General features: G+C 72.6%; 16 protein-coding genes and 1 pseudogene. 10 read left to right on the forward strand and 7 right to left on the reverse strand.

Going from position 1 to position 18,127, the window contains the following annotated elements:
- Positions 1-52: 52 nt before the first annotated feature.
- From ABD339_RS01085 to ABD339_RS01100, 4 genes are all read left to right on the forward strand, one after another.
- Positions 53-1,246: a sensor histidine kinase gene (locus ABD339_RS01085; RefSeq protein WP_344561144.1), complete on the forward strand. Its 1,194-nt coding sequence runs from the start codon at positions 53-55 to the stop codon at positions 1,244-1,246.
- A gap of 191 nt (positions 1,247-1,437) precedes the next feature.
- Positions 1,438-2,586: a phenylalanine--tRNA ligase subunit alpha gene (pheS, locus tag ABD339_RS01090; RefSeq protein ID WP_344561146.1), complete on the forward strand. Its 1,149-nt coding sequence runs from the start codon at positions 1,438-1,440 to the stop codon at positions 2,584-2,586.
- On the forward strand, positions 2,586-5,114 hold the full coding sequence (pheT, locus tag ABD339_RS01095) for a phenylalanine--tRNA ligase subunit beta (RefSeq protein WP_344561148.1): 2,529 nt from the start codon (positions 2,586-2,588) through the stop codon (positions 5,112-5,114). Before pheS ends, pheT begins: the two co-directional genes overlap by 1 nt.
- A 632-nt stretch (positions 5,115-5,746) precedes the next feature.
- The gene (locus ABD339_RS01100) at positions 5,747-7,342 is read left to right on the forward strand and encodes an MFS transporter (RefSeq protein WP_344561150.1); all 1,596 of its coding nucleotides are present in this window, start codon (positions 5,747-5,749) and stop codon (positions 7,340-7,342) included.
- Between the two features lie 126 nt (positions 7,343-7,468).
- Here ABD339_RS01100 and ABD339_RS01105 read toward each other — a convergent pair whose 3' ends face one another.
- The 3 genes from ABD339_RS01105 to ABD339_RS01115 form a co-directional block, all read right to left on the reverse strand.
- Positions 7,469-8,365, reverse strand: coding sequence for a 3-hydroxybutyryl-CoA dehydrogenase (locus ABD339_RS01105; RefSeq protein ID WP_344561152.1), 897 nt, complete (start codon positions 8,363-8,365; stop codon positions 7,469-7,471).
- 201 nt (positions 8,366-8,566) lie between these two features.
- Positions 8,567-8,761 carry a DUF1918 domain-containing protein gene (locus tag ABD339_RS01110; RefSeq protein WP_344561156.1) on the reverse strand — a complete coding sequence of 65 codons (195 nt, stop codon included), beginning with the start codon at positions 8,759-8,761 and terminating at the stop codon, positions 8,567-8,569.
- Between the two features lie 130 nt (positions 8,762-8,891).
- Positions 8,892-9,989 carry a DMT family transporter gene (locus ABD339_RS01115; protein WP_344561159.1) on the reverse strand — a complete coding sequence of 366 codons (1,098 nt, stop codon included), beginning with the start codon at positions 9,987-9,989 and terminating at the stop codon, positions 8,892-8,894.
- Here ABD339_RS01115 and ABD339_RS01120 point away from each other — a divergent pair.
- From ABD339_RS01120 to ABD339_RS01130, 3 genes and pseudogenes are all read left to right on the forward strand, one after another.
- Positions 9,988-11,487 carry an aminotransferase-like domain-containing protein gene (locus ABD339_RS01120; protein ID WP_344561162.1) on the forward strand — a complete coding sequence of 500 codons (1,500 nt, stop codon included), beginning with the start codon at positions 9,988-9,990 and terminating at the stop codon, positions 11,485-11,487. The genes ABD339_RS01115 and ABD339_RS01120 overlap by 2 nt on opposite strands.
- A gap of 25 nt (positions 11,488-11,512) precedes the next feature.
- Complete coding sequence (locus ABD339_RS01125) at positions 11,513-12,079, forward strand: histidine phosphatase family protein (RefSeq protein WP_344561164.1); 567 nt, start codon at positions 11,513-11,515, stop codon at positions 12,077-12,079.
- Between the two features lie 82 nt (positions 12,080-12,161).
- A pseudogene (locus ABD339_RS01130) lies at positions 12,162-12,268 on the forward strand (DinB family protein); the annotation flags it as partial.
- 58 nt (positions 12,269-12,326) lie between these two features.
- Here ABD339_RS01130 and ABD339_RS01135 read toward each other — a convergent pair.
- From ABD339_RS01135 to ABD339_RS01150, 4 genes are all read right to left on the reverse strand, one after another.
- Positions 12,327-12,848 carry a hypothetical protein gene (locus tag ABD339_RS01135; protein ID WP_344561166.1) on the reverse strand — a complete coding sequence of 174 codons (522 nt, stop codon included), beginning with the start codon at positions 12,846-12,848 and terminating at the stop codon, positions 12,327-12,329.
- A gap of 82 nt (positions 12,849-12,930) precedes the next feature.
- Complete coding sequence (locus tag ABD339_RS01140) at positions 12,931-13,917, reverse strand: aldo/keto reductase (RefSeq protein WP_344561168.1); 987 nt, start codon at positions 13,915-13,917, stop codon at positions 12,931-12,933.
- 202 nt (positions 13,918-14,119) lie between these two features.
- On the reverse strand, positions 14,120-14,842 hold the full coding sequence (locus ABD339_RS01145; RefSeq protein ID WP_344561170.1) for a class I SAM-dependent DNA methyltransferase: 723 nt from the start codon (positions 14,840-14,842) through the stop codon (positions 14,120-14,122).
- Positions 14,835-15,749 carry an ArsR/SmtB family transcription factor gene (locus ABD339_RS01150; protein WP_344561172.1) on the reverse strand — a complete coding sequence of 305 codons (915 nt, stop codon included), beginning with the start codon at positions 15,747-15,749 and terminating at the stop codon, positions 14,835-14,837. The genes ABD339_RS01145 and ABD339_RS01150 overlap by 8 nt, the downstream gene beginning before the upstream one ends.
- 289 nt (positions 15,750-16,038) lie before the next feature.
- On the opposite strand from ABD339_RS01150, the gene ABD339_RS01155 reads away from it, so the two are divergent.
- The 3 genes from ABD339_RS01155 to argC all read left to right on the forward strand — a co-directional run bounded on the left by ABD339_RS01155 (position 16,039) and on the right by argC (position 18,123).
- A complete protein-coding gene (locus tag ABD339_RS01155; RefSeq protein WP_344561174.1) occupies positions 16,039-16,353 on the forward strand; it encodes a DUF2795 domain-containing protein in 315 nt (104 codons plus the stop codon).
- 109 nt (positions 16,354-16,462) lie between these two features.
- Complete coding sequence (locus ABD339_RS01160) at positions 16,463-16,972, forward strand: hypothetical protein (RefSeq protein ID WP_344561176.1); 510 nt, start codon at positions 16,463-16,465, stop codon at positions 16,970-16,972.
- Positions 16,973-17,094: 122 nt separating this feature from the next.
- Positions 17,095-18,123, forward strand: coding sequence for an N-acetyl-gamma-glutamyl-phosphate reductase (argC, locus tag ABD339_RS01165; RefSeq protein ID WP_344561178.1), 1,029 nt, complete (start codon positions 17,095-17,097; stop codon positions 18,121-18,123).
- The last annotated feature ends 4 nt before the right edge of the window (positions 18,124-18,127 follow it).

Below are 18,127 nucleotides of genomic sequence, written 5' to 3' on the forward strand. Positions count from 1 at the left end.
AGGGTGTCGGCCCGGACGCGGGCCGTGACGGCGCGGCAGGAGGGCAGGACGGATGGACGTGAGGGCTTCGGACAGCCGTACACGCGAGGCCGCGCTCCCTGACGCCGCCCCCGCCCTCGGCGTCCCGGCACCCGGCTTCGCTGCCGAGGGCCCCGCCGGCGGCGAAGCCGGGGGCCGGGAGAGCGGTCCCGGCGGCGTGCACCCGGACGACCTGCCCGACGGGCTCGTCGTCGCCGACAGCACAGGCAGCGTCGTCTGCTTCAACTCCGCTGCGGCCCGCATCACCGGATACGCGCCCACCGAGGCACTCGGCCGCCCCCTGCACACCGCGCTCCCGCTCGAAGACCTCGACGGGCGCCGCTGGTGGCACCTCACAGACCCCTACGGCGGGCTGGCCATCCGCAACGGCCAGCCCGAGCGCAATCTGCTGCTGCCCGGGGGGCGCGAGGTGCTGGTCTCCGCGCGCTATGTCCGTACCCGGCCCCGGGGGGAGGTGCGGCGCGTCGTGGTCACGCTGCGCGGCACCGAGGCCCGGCGGCGTACGGAGCGCAGCCACGCCGAACTGATCGCCACCGTCGCCCACGAGCTGCGCTCGCCGCTCACCTCCGTCAAGGGCTTCACCGCCACGCTGCTGGCCAAGTGGGAGCGCTTCACCGACGACCAGAAGCGGCTGATGCTGGAGACGGTCGATGCCGATGCCAACCGCGTCACCCGGCTCATCGCCGAGCTGCTCGACATCTCCCGCATCGACTCCGGACGGCTGGAGGTGCGCCGCCAGCCGGTGGACATGGCCGCCGCCGTGCGCCGGCACATCGACGCGCACCTCGCCGCCGGGCAGAGCGGCAACCGCTTCGCGCTCCGTATCGCCGAGGGTCTGCCGGGACTGTGGGCCGATCCGGACAAGATCGACCAGGTGCTCGGCAACCTGCTGGAAAACGCGGTGCGGCACGGTGCGGGAACTGTCACGATCGACATCCAGCCGGCATCCTCGCCCCGCGAGTCCGAGGACACCGGCACGGCGGTCACCGTCAGCGACGAGGGGCCCGGCATCCCGGAGGAGTCCATGAGCCGCGTCTTCACCCGCTTCTGGCGCGGCAGCAGGCGTGGCGGCACCGGGCTGGGGCTCTACATCGTCAAGGGCATCGTCGAGGCGCACGGCGGGACGATCGCCGTCGGCCGCTCCGCGGTCGGCGGGGCCGAGTTCCGATTTACCCTGCCCGTGAGCGCCCCGGCCTTCATGGCCTGATCACGCGGCGCACACGGGCTCCTCCGCACCGCGAACCCCCGCACGGCCCCCACGATGCCCCAGTGGCCTCCGCGTTCAGGAGCCCACGTACGCCCCTTAGACTCGACCTTTGGCACGCCGGTCATGGGGCGGGGCGCAGCCGGGGGGCACCTCCCAGCGACAGCTGGGGACAATCGGAAGCACGGGAAGAGATGTCGGCACCGAACAAGTCGTACGACCCTGTCGAGGTCGAGGCACTGAAACCGGAAGAGATCGACCGGGCGAAGGACGCGGCGCTCGCCGCGATCGCCGCGTCCGGCGACCTCGAAGCGCTGCGTGAGGTGAAGGCGGCCCACGCGGGCGACCGTTCGCCGCTCGCCCTCGCCAACCGCGAGATCGGCGCGCTGCCCCCGCACGCCAAGGCCGAGGCGGGCAAGCGCGTCGGTCAGGCGCGCGGCGCGGTGAACAAGGCACTCAAGGCCAGGCAGGAGGAGCTGGAGCGAGAGCGCGACGAGCGGGTGCTGGTCGAGGAGGCGGTCGATGTCACCCTGCCCCATGACCGCATCCCGGCGGGCGCCCGGCACCCCATCACGACACTGTCCGAGCGCATCGAGGACATCTTCGTCGCCATGGGGTACGAGGTCGCCGAGGGCCCCGAGGTCGAGGCGGAGTGGTACAACTTCGACGCGCTCAACCTCGACCCCGACCACCCGGCCCGCTCCATGCAGGACACCTTCTTCGTGCGGGGCCCCCGAGAAGCACGGGAAGACCGGGCCGGGCAGGCGGCCGAGGACAGCGGTGTCGTACTGCGCACGCACACCTCGCCGGTGCAGATCCGCTCCCTGCTGGCCCGCGAGCTGCCCGTCTACGTCATCTGCCCGGGGCGCGTCTACCGCACCGACGAGCTGGACGCCACCCACACCCCCGTCTTCACCCAGGTCGAGCTGCTCGCCATCGACAAGGGCCTGACCATGGCGGACCTGAAGGGCACCCTGGACCACATGGTGACGGCGCTGTTCGGGGAGGGGCTGAGCACGCGGCTGCGGCCCTCGTACTTCCCGTTCACCGAGCCCTCCGCCGAGATGGACATGGTGTGCTTCGTGTGCCGGGGCGCCTCCGTCGGTGACCCGGACAACCCCTGCCGCACCTGCGGCAGCGAGGGCTGGATCGAGCTGGGCGGCTGCGGCATGGTCAACCCGCGGGTGCTGACCGCCTGCGGCGTCGATCCGGAGGTCTACAGCGGATTCGCCTTCGGGTTCGGCATCGAGCGGATGCTGATGTTCCGCCACAACGTCGAGGACATGCGAGACATGGTCGAGGGCGATGTCCGTTTCGCCCAGCCGTTCGGGATGGAGATCTGATGCGGGCCCCGCTTTCGTGGCTCCGGGAGTACGTCGAGCTGCCGGCTTCGGAGACCGGCCGCGATGTCGCGGCCAGGCTGATCTCGGCCGGACTCGAGGTCGAGACGGTCGAGCAGACCGGTGCCGGGCTCAAGGGCCCGCTGGTGGTCGGACAGGTCCTCGCCATCGAGGAGCTGACCGGTTTCAAGAAGCCCATCCGCTACTGCCAGGTGGACGTCGGCACGGCCGGGACCCGCCCGGGCGAGCCGCAGAACCTCATCTGCGGCGCCACCAACTTCGCCGTCGGCGACAAGGTCGTCGTCGTGCTGCCGGGCGCCGTGCTGCCGGGCGGCTTCGAGGTCGGCGCGCGCCAGACCTACGGCCACCTCTCCGAGGGCATGATCTGCTCCGAGCGCGAGCTGGGCATGGGCGAGGACCACGACGGGATCATGATCCTCCCGCCCGAGTACGAGCCCGGCACCGACGCGATCGAACTGCTGGAGCTGGTCGACGACGTCCTCGACATCGCCGTCACACCCGATCGCGGATACTGCCTGTCGATGCGCGGCCTCGCCCGGGAGACGGCCACCGCCTACGGGCTGCCGCTGCGCGACCCCGCCCTCCTGGACGTGCCCGCGCCCAACCCCGACGGCTACCCCGTCCAGGTCGCCGATCCGCTGGGCTGCGACCGGTTCACCGCCCGTACGGTCAGCGGACTGCGGCCCCGGAGCGCGTCCCCGATCTGGCTGCGGCGCAGGCTCCAGAAGGCCGGCATGCGTCCGGTCTCGCTGCCCGTGGACATCACCAACTACGTGATGCTGGAGCTGGGCCAGCCCCTGCATGCCTACGACAGGTCGCGCGTCGAGGGTGCCATCGGGGTGCGCCGGGCAGGCAGTGGCGAGAAGCTCGTCACGCTCGACGGCGTCAAGCGGACCTTGGACGCCGAAGACCTGGTCATCACCGACGACCGCGGCCCCATCGGCCTCGCCGGTGTCATGGGCGGTGCCAACACCGAGATCGCCGACGCTGCGGAGGACCCCGGGACCGGCGGCGCTGGGGGGACCACGGACGTGGTGATCGAGGCCGCGCACTTCGACGCGGTCTCCGTCGCCCGCACCGCGCGCCGCCACAAGCTCTCCTCCGAGGCGTCGCGCCGCTTCGAGCGCGGCGTGGACCCGGAGGCGGCCTCCGCCGCCGCGCAGCGCGCCGTCGATCTGCTGGTCCTCCTCGCGGGCGGTACGGCGGAGGCGGGCGTCACCGAGATCACGACGCCCTCCGGTCCGCGCACCATCCGCATGCCGGCCGACCACCCCGACAAGGTCGCCGGTGTCGCCTACGGCCGCGAGACCGTCGTACGCCGCCTCCAGCAGGTCGGCTGCGACGTCTACGGGACGACCGAGCTGACGGTCACCGTCCCCTCGTGGCGGCCCGACCTGACCGACCCCAACGACCTGGCCGAGGAGACCATCCGGCTGGAGGGCTACGAGAACCTGCCCGCCACGCTGCCCAGGCCACTGCCAGGACACGGGCTGACCGAGCGGCAGCGGCTGCACCGCCGGGTCGGCCGGGCCCTGGCCGCCGCCGGCTACACCGAGGCGCTCTCCTACCCGTTCGTGGGCGAGGCGGCTTTCGACGCGCTCGGCCTGGACGCGGGAGACCCTCGCCGCCGCACTGTCCAGCTCGCCAACCCGCTCTCGGACGAGGAGCCGGGCCTGCGCACCACCTTGCTGCCCGGACTGCTCGCCACACTGCGCCGCAACGACGGACGCGGGGGCCACGACCTGGCACTGTTCGAGACCGGGCTGGTCTTCCTGCCCACCGGCACCGAGACAGCGCCCGACCGGCTGCCGGTGACCGCCAGGCCCACCGAGCGGCAGCTGGCCTCGCTGGACGCCGCACTGCCCGAACAGCCCCGGCACGCCGCCGCCGTCCTGGCGGGCGCACGCGAGCGCGCCGGATGGTGGGGCGGGGGCCGGCCCGCCGGATGGGCGGACGCGATCGAGGCCGCACGCACCGTGGCGGCCGAGGCTGGTGCCGAACTCACGGTGGAGAACGCCCAGTTCGAGCCCTGGCACCCGGGCAGGTGCGCCGCGCTCCACGTCGTCCTGGACGGCGAGCGGGTCCTGGTGGGCCACGCGGGGGAGCTGCACCCGCGTGCGCTGAAGGCCCTCGGCCTGCCCGAGCGCAGCTGCGCCATGGAACTGGACCTCGACCTGGTCGAGCGCGCCGGAGCCGGGGCCGTCCGCGCGCCGCGCGTCTCCACCTTCCCGGTGGCCACCCAGGATGTGGCGCTCGTGGTGGACGCCTCCGTTCCGGCAGCGGATGTGGAGAGCGCGCTGCGGGCCGGTGCCGGTGAACTGCTGGAGTCCCTGCGGCTGTTCGACGTCTTCACCGGTGAACAGCTCGGTGGGGGGCGCAAGTCGCTCGCCTACGCGCTGCGCTTCCGCGCTCCGGACCGCACGCTGAAGGCCGAGGAGGCATCGGCGGCACGGGACGCGGCGGTGGCCGCGGCCGTCGAACGCACGGGTGCCGCCCTGCGCGGCGCCTGAGCCCGGGCCCGCGGGCGCGCGTCCGGACACCTGGCTCGGCCCACCGGAGACCCGGGCCGGTGGGAGGTGGCGGACCAGGACGCCGCCGCATCGGCAGGCACATACGAGGGGCACCCGTCTCGCACGGGTGCCCCTCGGTGCGTGTCCGCGACCGTGCGTGCCCGTGACCGTGTCCGCGATCGCGCGTTGATCGCGCGCGGTGTGAGGGGTGGCGTGTGAGGCCGGTGTGCGAGGGGTGGCGTGCGCGGCGAAGGCGGGGCGCCGTGCCGCAAGCCGACGCCGTGCCGCAAGCCGACGCCGCGCCGCTGGGCGACCCGCGCCGCTGGGCGACCCGCGCCGCTGGGCGACCCGCGCCGCTGGGCGACCCGCGCCGCTGGGCGACCCGCGCCGCTGGGCGACGCCGTGCTGTCGGCGGCGCCGTCTCCAGGGCGCTCGGCGTCCTTCCGCGAGGCCGCCCACAAGGAGCCCCGCCTCCCGCCCCCGCCCCGGTGAGGTGCCGCGTCGTCCTGCGCCCGCTGAGCCAGGGAACACACCTCGGCCGGCCGAGAAGGAGGAGCTCGAAGCTCACGCTTTCGGGTGAGAACGGGAGGCGCAGTCCTGACAGAGGGGCAAGGCTGGTTAGGGGTGACGGGGTGGCAGCAGCGAACTCATCATCCCGTCCGGCGGACGCACCGATCCGCAGCCTGATCCCCGCGCGAATCGACCGGATGCCGTGGTCCGGCTTCCACACCAAGATGATCGCGGCGCTGGGGTGCGCGTGGATCCTGGACGGGCTGGAGATCACGGTCGCCAGCTCGGTCACCTCCATCCTCACCAAGGAGGACACCCTCGGTCTGTCCTCCAGTGAGGCGGGCCTGATCGCCACCGTCTATCTGGTCGGACAGGTTCTGGGAGCCCTGTTCTTCGGGCGGATGGCCGACCGGTTCGGGCGCCGGAAGCTGTTCCTGCTCACCTTCGGCGTCTATCTGTTCGGCAGCGGTCTGACCGCCTTGACCTACGGTCAGGGACCCGGCTGGGACGCCTACCTGTATCTGACCCGCTTTGTCGCGGGCACCGGCATCGGCGGGGAGTACGCGGCGATCAACTCCGCGATCCAGGAGATGATGCCCGCCCGCTTCCGGGGGCGGGTGGACCTGCTGGTCAACGGCACCTACTGGGCGGGCGCCATCGTCGGCACCGTCGCCGAGCTGCTCATTCTCGGCCACTTCGAAGACGGCACGGCATGGCGGGTCGGCTTTCTGCTGGGGCCGGTGCTGGGCTTCTCCGTGCTGTTCGTGCGCCGTCATCTGCCCGAGAGCCCGCGCTGGCTGATCATGAACGGGCGGGAGCGGGAGGCCGAGGAGGCCATCGGCCGCATCGAGGAGGCTGTACGCAGGCACGGCAAGAAGCTGCCCGAGGTGGACGAGAAAGCCGCGATCGAGATCAGCGAGTCGGCGCACAGCACCTACCTCACGCTGCTGCGCGTGCTCTTCAAGCAGTACCCGCAGCGCGCCGTGCTGGCCTCCACGCTGATGATCACGCAGTCCTTCCTCTACAACGCGATCTTCTTCACGTACACGCTGGTGCTCACGAAATTCTACGGAGTGCCCGACGACCAGGCGCCGATGTATCTGCTGGCGTTCGCCGCGGGGAACCTGCTGGGTCCGATCGTGCTGGGCCCGCTCTTCGACATCCTGGGACGGCGCTGGATGATCGCGGGAACCTATCTTTTTTCCGGGTGCGCGCTGGTGGTGACCGCGACGCTGTTCGAGGCCGATGTGCTGACGGCCTTCACCCAGACCACGGCCTGGTGCGTCATCTTCTTCTTCGCCTCGGCCGGAGCCTCCTCCGGCTATCTGACGGCGGGGGAGATCTTTCCGCTGGAGGTGCGCGGGAAGGCCATCGCGCTCTTCTTCGCCATCGGGCAGGCCGCGGGTGCCTCCGGGCCGTACTTCTACGCGTGGCTGATCGGGGACGGCAGCGACCGGGGGCGGCTGTTCATCGGCTTCCTCATCGGCGCCGCGATCATGATCCTGGGCGGGCTGGCGGAGGTGTTCCTCGGCGTGGACGCCGAACGCAAGCCGCTGGAGGCCGTGGCCAAGCCCCTGTCCGTCGTCCGCACCTCGGTGAGCGCCGCGAAGCGGGGCACGGCCCGCCGGCTCAAGAAGACCGACGAGGAACCCCCGCCCCCGCCCCCGGCACCGGAAGCCAGTGACGAGGACCCCTCCTCGGGCGCCAGCCCTGTGTGACGCGGGCAACCGGCCGACGCGTGGCCCCTCGTGCGAGCGCCTGGCCGGGTGGGGCCTGATGACGGCGGGCCTGATGACGGGAGTGCCGGCCCGGGGGCCGGTCGTACGACCGGCCCCCGGGTCAGGTCAGTCGTAGGAGTAGAAGCCCGCGCTCGCCTTGCGGCCGAGGCGGCCCGCATCGACCATGCGCTGGAGCAGCGGCGGCGCGGCGTAGAGGGGTTCCTTGAACTCCGCGTACATGGAGTCGGCGACCGAGGCGACGGTGTCCAGACCGATGAGGTCGGCCAGTTTGAGCGGGCCCATGGGGTGGGCGCAGCCCAGTTCCATGCCGTTGTCGATGTCCTCGCGGCTGGCGATGCCGGACTCGAACATGCGGATGGCCGAGAGCAGATAGGGGATCAGCAGCGCGTTGACGACGAAGCCCGAACGGTCCTGGGCGCGGATGGTGTGCTTGCCCAGGATGTCGCCGACGACCGCCTCGGCCCGCTTGATGGTCTCCTCGCCCGTGGTGAGGGCCGGGATCAGCTCCACGAGGCGCTGTATCGGAGCGGGGTTGAAGAAGTGGATCCCGATCACCTGGTCGGGACGCGAGGTCGCCACGGCGAGCTTCACCAGCGGGATGGACGAGGTGTTCGACGCCAAGATCGCGTCCGGGCGGGTCACCACCTGGTCGAGCACCTGGAAGATCTCCGTCTTGACCTGCTCGTTCTCGATCACGGCCTCGATGACCAGGTCACGGTCGGCGAAGTCGCCCAGGTCCGTGGTGAAGGTCAGCCGCTCCAGCGCCGCATCGCACTCCTCCTTGCTGAGCTTGCCGCGCTCGGCGGCCTTGCCCAGCGAGTTGACCAGCCGTGTGCGGCCGAGTTCCAGGGCCTCGCCGGTGGTCTCCGCGACCATCACCTCAAGGCCGGCCCGCGCGCACACCTCGGCGATACCCGCACCCATCTGGCCACAGCCCACCACTCCGACGCGCTTGACGTCGGCTTCAGACTCCGTCACCTCGTGCCTTTCGCTGAACTTCATGGTCCCGGTGCGGACCAGCCCGGCCTCGGCGGGGACGCCGGGCGCGCCGCCTCGCCGCCCGACGTTACCTGGGCAGGCACGTCAGGCGGAGGGCGGGTACGAAAGGTCATCTATGTGCGAGATGCCCTGGTGTCCGTGATCGGGCAGTGTGTGCGGGGAGCGCTGCTCGTGCCGTGACCGGCGATGTTCGCCGGGAGGGCACTAGCTGTGCCGCTCCGGCGCCTGGACCACGGAGTCGGGGCCGGGCGAGAGCACCGTCTCGTGGCCGTCCTCGAAGCGGACGCGGTACGGCGGCTCGCCGTGCGGCCCCAGCACTTCCACGATCTCGGCCACCCTGTCGTGCTGGCCTACCACTCGCCCGCGCATCAGCAGACGGTCGCCTGTGTTCGCTCGCATCAGGGGTGCCCTCCTGTTCGCCGTTCTCCACCGTGAGGTCCGTACGTGTGCGAGCCCCGTCAGGTCGTGCGATTCCCGGTTCGGCCCGGTGAGCCCAAGGCGGCGAACGGGAGTCGGGGCCCTGGCGGCGTCAGGCGCGAGTGCGCTGGACCACCACGATGCACACCAGCACGGCGACGGCTGCCACCGGCGCCGCGGGGGAGAGCCGTTCGCCGAGCAGCAGCACCGACCACACCAGCGTAAGCAGAGGCTGGACAAGCTGCACCTGGCTCGTACGGGCCACACCGGCCAGGCCCATCGCGCGGTACCACACGAGCAGGCCGAGGAACTGCGAGCCCAGCACGTTCCAGGCCAGCCCCGTCACCGAGTGTGCCGTGAGGGTCACCGGCTCGTGCAGCAGGGCGAACACGGCCCCGGCCGCCCCGAGCGGCAGGCAGCCCACCAGCGCCCAGCCGAGTACCTGTAGCGCGGGCAGCTCCCGCGCGAGCCGCCCGCCCTCCGCGTACCCGGCGGCACAGATCAGCAGGGCCCCGCACAGGTAGAGGTCGCCCAGCGTCGGGTGGCCTCCGCTCTGGTACAGCGCGAAGGCCACCGCCACCGCCGCGCCGGCCACGGCGGCCACCCAGAACAGCGGCGCGGGGCGGGTGCCGGTGCGCAACGAGGAGTAGACGGCTGTGGTCAGTGGCAGCAGGCCCACCACGACGGCGGCGTGCGAGGTGGTGGAGGTCTGGAGCGCGAGCGTGGACAGCAGCGGGAAGCCGATCACCACCCCGGAGGCGGCCACGGCCAGCCCAGCCCAGTGCCGGCGGGCGGGCAGCGGGACGCGCAGCGCGGCGAGAGCGACGGCGGCGATGAGGCCCGCGCCCACGACGCGCAGCGTCGTCGCCGTCCACGGACCGAAGCCCTCCAGGGCCCAGGCGGTGGCGGGGAACGTGAGCGAGAAGAAGGCGACGCCGAGGGCGGCGAGGAGGACCCCGCGGCCCGCTGCGGGTCCCTTTCCGGGGGTGTTCGGGGTTGAGGGGGTGTCCGGGGCGGCTGGGGTGCCTCGTGCGCCCGGTGCGGCAGTTGCCTCGGCTGTGATGCTCGTGGACGGTGTGTGCCGCGCGTCCGGGGCGGCAATCGCCCCTGCCGTGGCGCTCTTGGGCAGTGCGGGCCTCGTCCCGGCCATGGTCCCCGGACCGGTCTCCGCTATCGCGGCAGCGAGGGTAGCGCTATCGTGTGCTCTCATGTCGCAGCGTAGCAGTGTCGCAGAGCTGGCTCATTCTCTGCGCGGGGAGCTGGACCGCTACTCGCCCGGTGAGAAGCTCCCTTCCAGCCGGTCGCTCGTGGAACGGTTCCGGGCCAGCCCCGTGACCGTCTCCCGCGCGCTGTCGGTGCTCGCCGCCGAGGGGCTGGTCGTCACCCGCCCCGGCGCCGGGGCCTTCCGCGCTGAGACGCCCGCAGCGCCTGGGCCGCCCACCGGAGCGGGAGCGGGGCCCGGAGCCGGGGCCGGGGACACCTCCTGGCAGGAGATCGCGCTCAGTGCCGACGCTTCGGCCGATCAGGTACCGCGCAGCGTGGACGCCCGCGGGGTGACCGTCACGCTCGACACCCCGCCACCCGGCTCCACCGAGCTGAACGGCGGCTACCTCCCGCCCGGCCTCCAGCCCGAGCGCGCGCTGTCCGCCGCGCTCGCCCGCGCCGGACGCCGGCCGGGGGCCTGGGACCGGCCGCCCCTGGAGGGCGTCTTTGAACTGCGCGGCTGGTTCGCGCGGGAGATCGGCGGCCCGTTCGGCGCCGTGCTCCCCAGCGAGGTGCTGATCACGGCGGGCGGGCAGAGCGCGATCACCACCGCGCTGCGCGCCCTCGCCCCGCCCGGCGCTGCTGTACTGGTCGAGTCGCCCACCTACCCCGGCATGCTGGCCGCCGCCCGCGCGTCCGGGCTGCGGCCCGTACCCGTGCCGGTCGATACCGACGGGGTGCGGCCGGAACTGCTCGCCGAGGCGTTCCGCGCCAGCGGCGCGCGCGTCTTCGTGTGCCAGCCGCTCTTCCAGAACCCCACCGGTGCCACCCTCGCCCCCGGCCGGCGGCGCGAGGTGCTGCGCGTCGCCAGGGAGGCGGGCGCCTTCGTCGTCGAGGACGATTTCGCGCGCCACCTCGCGCACGACGACGCCGGAGCGCTGCTGCCCCCGCTGCGCTCCGAGGACCCCGACGGGGTGGTCGTCCACATCCGCTCACTCACCAAGGTCACCTCGCCCAGCTTCCGGGTGGGGGCCCTCGCGGCGCGGGGGCCGGTGGTGGAGCGGCTGCGCGCCATTCAGATCGTCGACAGCTTCTTCGTGCCCCGCCCCCTCCAGGAGGCCGCCCTCGAACTCGTGGGGGCGCCCGCCTGGCCCCGCCATCTGCGTGCCGTCGCCACCGGGCTGCGCGCCCGGCGCGACCTCATGCTCGCCGCGCTGGCGAGCGAACTGCCCGCACTGCCGCTCGCGCACGCGCCGCGCGGCGGCTACCACCTGTGGCTGCGGCTGCCCGACGGCACCGATGAGGCGGCGCTGGCCTCGGCCGCGTTGCGCGCCGGGGTCGCGGTGGCGCCGGGACGGCCGTACTTCGCCGCCGAGTCCCCGGCGCCGCACCTGCGGCTGACGTTCGCGCCCCCTGCCGAGAGCGAGATCGCGGAAGGCGTACGGCGGCTGCGTACGGCCTGCGCGGAAGTGCTGCCCGACCGCTGCCGCGACTCTCGAACATAGGGGCGGACGGCTCTACGATCGCGCCATGCCAGGTCGTCTGACACTGCTCGCCGCCGCCCGCAGCTCCTCCCTGCTCGATGTGCGCTTCGACGACGACCGGCCGCTGGATGCCGCCGGGTGGGAGGAGGTACGCCGGATGATCCCCTCGCTCTCCCACTTGGCGGGCGCCGAACTGCGCTACTGCTCCCCGTCCGTGCGCTGCCGCGAGACGGGTGATGTGCTCGGGCTCGGCCCGCTCGCGCAGCCCGCGCTGATCGACTGCGACATGGGCCGCTGGCGCGGCCGGACCCTCTCCGAGGTGACGGTCAGCGAACCGCGGGCCGTCAGCGTGTGGCTGGCCGACCCCCGCTCGGCGCCCCACGGCGGGGAGTCCTTATTGGCGTTCATCCAGCGGATAGGCGGCTGGCTCGACACCCGGCCGGTGGGGGAGGGCGGCTGGGCGGTCGCCGTCACCGAGCCGTCGATCGTGCGGGCCGCGCTCTGCTACGTGCTCAAGGCCCCGCCGCACGCCTACTGGAACATCAACGCCGCCCCGCTGGCCGCGCTCACCCTCACGGGGCAGGCGGGCGGCTGGCAGCTGAAGCTGCTGTGAAGCGACCCGGACGGGGGAAGTTCACCGCATCTGCTGCGGAGGAGGAGTGGGCGGCGCAGGCGGCCTTTCCCCGCAGGACGACCCGGAGTACGCCGTCGCGCACATGGTCGCCTGGTGAACGCGGAGTTGATGAAGAACGTGGCAGAGATCGGCCAGTTGCGGATGCTGCGCGCGGCCTCCCGGGAGTGAGGAGCCGCCCCTCGGCTTCGCAGGCCCGTCAGCCGCCGGGTCAGTCGAATCGATCGGGTCAGCCGGATCGGTCGGCCCGTGCACCGTCGCGGGCCGTGTCGCCGCGGGCTGTGTCGTGGAGGGCGCTGAGCAGCCAGAAGCGTTGCTGTTCGGGGCTGTCGGCTCCGCCGGTCATGGCTCGCCTCAGGTGACACATCACCGGCGGGCCGTCGGGCCCGGCCCCCTCCTCGCGCGTCAGCATGTTGCCCAGTGCCTGCCAGACGGCGGCCCGCCGGGCCTCGGGGTCGGGGCCGTGGCCCGGCCCGCGCGCAGCCGCGCGAGTGGCCAGGTCGGTGCGCAGCTGTGCGCGGGCCTCCGGCGGGCCGCAGCCGTCCAGCACCGCGAGGGCGAGCGTGTACAGGGCCTCGTCGGCGATTCCGTTGTCCCGCGCGGCCAGTTCGATCCCGTACCGCTCCATGTCGGGCACCGCGTCGGCGACCGGCCCGGCCAGAAAGCCCGCGAAGGGCTCCTCGGCCAGCAGGGGTGCATTCCCCGGCTCTTCGAGGAGTCCGTCGTCATCCGTCCCCGTGTCCTCGGTCATGCCGACGAGTATGGCCCGCGAGCCCGCCAGCGGGCACCGGGACGCGGAAGGCGAACCGGACGCGGAGAGCGCGCCTCCCGTCTCAGCGGTCGATGACGGAGAGCGCGCCCGCGTCGTAACGGGTGCCGGCGACCTGGTCGCGCGGGGCCGCCGCCTCGATCGCGGTCAGTTCCTCGTCGGTGAGGGAGAGGCCGAGCGCCGCGATGTTCTCCTCCAGGTACTTCTCACGGCGGGTCCCGGGGATCGGCACCACGTCGTCGCCCTGGTGCTGCACCCAGGCGAGCGCGAGCTGGCCCGCCGTGACCCCGCGCGCCCCGGCCAGCTCGTCGAGCTTGTCCACGATGGCCAGGTTCCGCTCCAGGTTCCCCTCGGCGAAGCGCGGCTGGGTGCGGCGGACATCCGATTCCGCCAGCCCCTCCACCGAGGTGTAGCGCCCCGTCAGAAAGCCGCGGCCCAGGGGCGAGAACGGCACCAGCCCGATGCCCAGCTCGCGGCAGACCGGGGCGATCTGGTCCTCCAGGTCGCGGGTCCACAGCGACCACTCGCTCTGCAGCGCGCTGATGGGGTGGACGGCGTGCGCCCGGCGGATGGTGCGGGCACCGGCCTCGGACAGGCCCAGGTGGCGTACTTTGCCCTCGGCGACCAGCTCCGCCATGGCCCCGACGGTCTCCTCGATGGGTACCTCGGGATCGACCCGGTGCTGGTAGTAGAGGTCGATGTGGTCGGTGCCCAGCCGCCGCAGCGAAGCCTCGCACGCCTGCCGCACATACGCGGCGTCGCCCCGGATGCGGGTGGGCTCGCCCAGCTTGTTGGCGAAGCCGAACTTGGTGGCCAGCACGGCCTGATCGCGCCGGCCGGTCAGGGCGCGTCCGATCAGCTCCTCGTTGTGGCCGGAGCCGTAGAAGTCGGCGGTGTCCAGCAGGGTGACACCCAGATCGAGCGCGCGGTGCAGGGTGGCGGTGGAGGTGGCGTCGTCGGACGAGCCGTAGCCGTGGCTCATGCCCATGCAGCCGAGGCCCTGTCCGGAGACTGCCAGGGTGCCCAAGTGGCGGGTGGGGAGAGTGGTCATGCGGTTGCCTCCTGGAGCTGAAGTCCGGCCCGTGGACGGAACGGTCACCGGCCGGCGGGTGACCGGGAGGCTGACGCTATGACCTGGAGTGCGCTCCAACGCAAGCCCTCCCCGCTCTCCCCCGGGATGCGGCATCTCGTCGTCCGCCCCGGGTCACCGATTACGCGTTACCGGTTATCGGTTGTCAGCTACCGGATACCGGTTACGGGGTGGGACCGGCCGCGCCGTCCTTGCGCCACACCAGCGCCGCCGAGACCGGGTGGCCGCGGAACTTCTCCCACTTCGGCTTGCGGGCCAGCCACCGCTCGTCCACGACGCCTTCGCGAAGCTCCACGAGCCGCCAGCCGGCGCCCAGACCGGCGCTCACATGGTCGCTGAGCAGGTGGACATGGGTGGTGATGGCGATGTGCTCGCCCGTCTCGTCGGTGAAGTGCGTCGGCATGCCCGACGCCATGATGAAGTGCGGGTGGAAGGCGACCACCACGCATACCGCCCCGGGCGCGGCCAGCCGCCACGCCTCGTCGTAGAACGGCCCCAGCTCGGGCAGGTGTTCGTCGATGAGCGAGGAGATCACCAGGTCGTAGACGCCGCTCGCCAGTCCGGTCGCGCGGACATCGCTCTGGAAGAGCCGGTCGTGCGAGCCCTTGGCCCGCGCCACCTCCAGCATCCCGGGGGTGAGGTCCACTCCGTCCAGGGCGCCCTCGACGCCCCGCCGCCGCAGCCAGGCCCCGGTGCGCCCCGTACCGCAGCCCAGGTCGGCGGCGCGCCGGACACCCGGCCAGCCGGGTACGGTCAGCTCGTCCAGCAGCGCGAGGTCCATCACATCCTCGACGGTGTCCTCGTAGGTGCTCACCCAGCGGCCGTAGCCGGTGGCGACATCGACGGTGCGGTAGCCACGGGTGTCGAAATCAGCGAAGTCAGCCATGCGGGCGAGTATCACGGGCGCCGTCGCGGGCGGGCGATCGGTTTTCCGTGGACGCCGGCTCGCCGCCGGCCGTGAGGGTCTCGCCCGTCTCCAGCAGCGTCTTGAGGTCGGACAGGATGCGCGGCCACCCCTCGCCCACCATCTGCCGCACGGTGCTCCCGGGCGGGAAGCCGGTGTGCGTCACGGTGAGCTTGACCAGGTCGCCGACCGGTTCGAGGGCGAAGGAGACCGTCGAGCGCGGCTCGGCCGCCAGCTTGGCGGGCAGCTTCGGCTCCAGCCCCACCGAGGCCGCGAACTCCTCGGTCATGGTGTGCCATGTGTAGGACAGGTGCCGGTGCGGCTCGGCAGCGACCACGACCTGCTCCGGGTCGTCGATGATCACGCCCTCCTGCTCCCAGGTGACGGTGGCGCCGGGCGTCCACTCCGAGGCGAAGCCGACACCCCAGTAGCGCTTGGTGAAGGCGGGCTCGGTGAGCGCCCGCCACAGCAGCTCGGGCGTGGTCCTGATGTAGGTCGTGTAGACGAAGTCCGGTGCGCCTTCGGTGGCTGATGCCGCGTTCCCGGCCGGTGTCCCGTTCTGTGTCCCGTCCGCCATGGTCTTCTCCTCCAGTGCTGTCTTCAGGTCCGCGAGCGCACTGGCGCGTTCGCGGTCGTACTGCCGCATCCAGCGGTCGGCGAGAGCGTTGATCGGCACGGTGTTGAGGTAGTGCAGCTTCTCGCGGCCCCGGCGGACGGTGGTCACGAGGTGGGCGGCCTCCAGCACCGCCAGGTGCTTGCTGACGGACTGCCGTGTCATGTCGAGCCCCGTGCACAGCTCGCGCAGGGTCTGCCCGTCATGCGCGTTCAGGCTGTCGAGCAGCCGCCGTCTGCTGAGGTCGGCCAGGGCCTTGAACACCTCGTCCTCCATGCTCCGCCCTCCCCGGTCACGGATATGCAGCCGTCTGGCTGCCAAAAAATTAGGCAGCCGTGCGGCTGCATGTCAACCCGGGTGGGCCAGGTGGGGGCGTCACCGGTTGAGCCGGTGACTCTCCATTCCGTCACCCCCTGGACCGGTGACGGTCGAGCGCGGGGCCGCGCGTGTGCGACCCGTGCGGACGGGGCGCATGCTGGAGACGGATGTGACATGAGCAACGCCGTCGGCCGGGTGACAGGCATACGACGCCGGGGCCGGGCCGTGGGAAAGGCAGCGATGAGGCATGGCAGCTCACACCACCGTCAAAGAAGTCCTGGCCGCCCTTGACGACGTCGATTTCCCGGCGGGGAAGGACGAGTTGCTGCGGGCGGCGTCCAACGCGCCCCAGGAGGTCTACGCCGCGCTGCGCGGCATCCCGCCGGAGGAGTACGCGAACCGCGAGGAGGTCGCCCGCTCCGTGCGCGTCGATCCCGACTCCGACCTCGACCTGAGCCCTGCTCAGCGCGCCGAGCAGGCGCGGCAGGGCGGCCGTCCCGGCCAGTCCGAGCGCCTGCGAGAGGCCCCCAAGCCCCCGGTGGAAGACGAACTCGACCGCTAGGGTCTGGATCCGCCCGTTCACCGGAGTGCCCCCACGGCTCCGCGACCCCACGACCACCGCGCCCCCGCATTCCCGTATCCCCGTACCCAGCGCCGGAGGAGGCCCCGCCATGGTGCGCAAGAAGGTGGAAGGCGACGAGGACCAGCGGCGCAAGGCCGCGCACAAGGCGTACCGGGAGGAGGAGTCGCCCAGCGCCCGGCACGCGACCACGGGTGCCTCGAAGCAGCGTGCCCACCGCGCGGGCGAACCCTCCCGGCACTCCCGAGGCGAGGAGTCGCCCGTCCAGCGGGAGGGCAAGCAGGGCCACAGCGCGGAGGCCCCGGATGCGGCGCCACGGAGCCCGGTCGGCCCCGAGCGGCCCGAAAGCCCGTTCCAGGGGCGCGGGCACCCCGGCTATTCGGCGGAGCACGAGCAGGTCTTCGCCGCGCTCGTCACGGCCGAGCGGCACAGCGGGGGCCGGCCCGTCCTCCTCGCGGACATCGCCCGCGCCGCGGACCGCCCCGAGGGGGAGACCCGTGTCCTCGTGCACGATCTGGTGACCGCCCACCACCTCGTCACCGAGCTTCAGGGCTCGGACCCGGTGGAAGGCCCCCGCTACGAGACCAAGCCCCGCCGCTGAGCGCGGGTCCCGTCTCTGCGTGAGGGCGGGCCGGGGGCTCTGGCCGTAGAGCGATGATCGGCTCCCTCCATTGCATAAAACTGCTGCGCTGCGTATAGTCATGCTCTCCAGGAGGAGGGCCGATGGCAGTGCGTGTGGCAGTTGCGGGAGCGAGCGGATACGCGGGAGGCGAGGTGCTGCGCCTGCTCGCCGGGCATCCCGGAGTCGAGGTCGGGGCGCTGACCGGGAACTCCAACGCGGGGCAGCGCATCGGCGCGCTCCAGCCGCACCTCACACCATATGCGGACCGGATCCTGGAGGAGACGACGTCCGGGGTGCTGCGCGGCCACGACGTGGTCTTCCTCGCCCTCCCGCACGGGCAGTCGGCGGCCGTCGCCGAGGCGCTCGGCGAAGAGAGCGTCGTGGTGGACTGCGGCGCCGACTTCCGGCTCGCGGATTCCGGCGACTGGGAGCGCTTCTACGGCACCCCGCACGCCGGCACCTGGCCTTACGGACTGCCCGAGCTGCCCGGAGCGCGGGAGGCGCTGCGCGGGGCGCGCCGTATAGCCGTCCCCGGCTGCTTCCCCACCGCCGTCTCGCTCGCGCTCGTCCCCGCCTACGCCGCCCGCCTGGCCGCACCCGAGGCCGTCGTCGTCGCGGCGACCGGCACCTCCGGCGCGGGCAAGGCACTCAAGCCGCACCTGCTGGGCAGCGAGGTCATGGGGTCGATGAGCCCGTACGGCGTCGGCGGCACGCACCGGCACACGCCCGAGATGATCCAGAACCTCTCCGCGGCGGCCGGGCAGCGCGTCAGCGTCTCCTTCACCCCCACCCTCGCCCCGATGCCGCGCGGCATCCTCGCCACCTGCTCGGCCAAGGCGGCCCCCGGGACCACGGGCGAGGGGCTGCGGGCCGTGTACGAGAAGGCGTATCAGGACGAGCCGTTCGTCCGGCTGCTCCCCGCCGGCCAGTGGCCCGCGACCGCCTCCGTGCAGGGCTCCAACGCGGTGCACCTCCAGGTCGCCCACGATCCGGACGCGGACCGGATCATCGTCATCAGCGCCGTGGACAACCTCACCAAGGGAACGGCCGGCGGCGCCGTCCAGAGCATGAACCTCGCTCTCGGCCTCGACGAGACGCTGGGTCTGTCAGCGGCGGGGATCGCGCCGTGAGCGC

This window comes from Streptomyces axinellae (genome assembly GCF_039532135.1).
In the GTDB taxonomy this organism is placed as follows: Bacteria; Actinomycetota; Actinomycetes; order Streptomycetales; family Streptomycetaceae; genus Streptomyces; species Streptomyces axinellae.

Coding starts and splice junctions, on each gene's coding strand:
- ABD339_RS01115 (WP_344561159.1), bottom strand. CDS start 9,989: ATGAGAGCACACGATAGCGCTACCCTCGCTGCCGCGATAGCGGAGACC.
- ABD339_RS01140 (WP_344561168.1), bottom strand. CDS start 13,917: ATGACCACTCTCCCCACCCGCCACTTGGGCACCCTGGCAGTCTCCGGA.
- ABD339_RS01145 (WP_344561170.1), bottom strand. CDS start 14,842: ATGGCTGACTTCGCTGATTTCGACACCCGTGGCTACCGCACCGTCGAT.
- pheS (WP_344561146.1), top strand. CDS start 1,438: ATGTCGGCACCGAACAAGTCGTACGACCCTGTCGAGGTCGAGGCACTG.
- ABD339_RS01150 (WP_344561172.1), bottom strand. CDS start 15,749: ATGGAGGACGAGGTGTTCAAGGCCCTGGCCGACCTCAGCAGACGGCGG.
- ABD339_RS01135 (WP_344561166.1), bottom strand. CDS start 12,848: ATGACCGAGGACACGGGGACGGATGACGACGGACTCCTCGAAGAGCCG.
- ABD339_RS01155 (WP_344561174.1), top strand. CDS start 16,039: ATGGCAGCTCACACCACCGTCAAAGAAGTCCTGGCCGCCCTTGACGAC.
- ABD339_RS01085 (WP_344561144.1), top strand. CDS start 53: ATGGACGTGAGGGCTTCGGACAGCCGTACACGCGAGGCCGCGCTCCCT.
- ABD339_RS01125 (WP_344561164.1), top strand. CDS start 11,513: ATGCCAGGTCGTCTGACACTGCTCGCCGCCGCCCGCAGCTCCTCCCTG.
- argC (WP_344561178.1), top strand. CDS start 17,095: ATGGCAGTGCGTGTGGCAGTTGCGGGAGCGAGCGGATACGCGGGAGGC.
- ABD339_RS01105 (WP_344561152.1), bottom strand. CDS start 8,365: ATGAAGTTCAGCGAAAGGCACGAGGTGACGGAGTCTGAAGCCGACGTC.
- ABD339_RS01120 (WP_344561162.1), top strand. CDS start 9,988: ATGTCGCAGCGTAGCAGTGTCGCAGAGCTGGCTCATTCTCTGCGCGGG.
- ABD339_RS01160 (WP_344561176.1), top strand. CDS start 16,463: ATGGTGCGCAAGAAGGTGGAAGGCGACGAGGACCAGCGGCGCAAGGCC.
- ABD339_RS01110 (WP_344561156.1), bottom strand. CDS start 8,761: ATGCGAGCGAACACAGGCGACCGTCTGCTGATGCGCGGGCGAGTGGTA.
- pheT (WP_344561148.1), top strand. CDS start 2,586: ATGCGGGCCCCGCTTTCGTGGCTCCGGGAGTACGTCGAGCTGCCGGCT.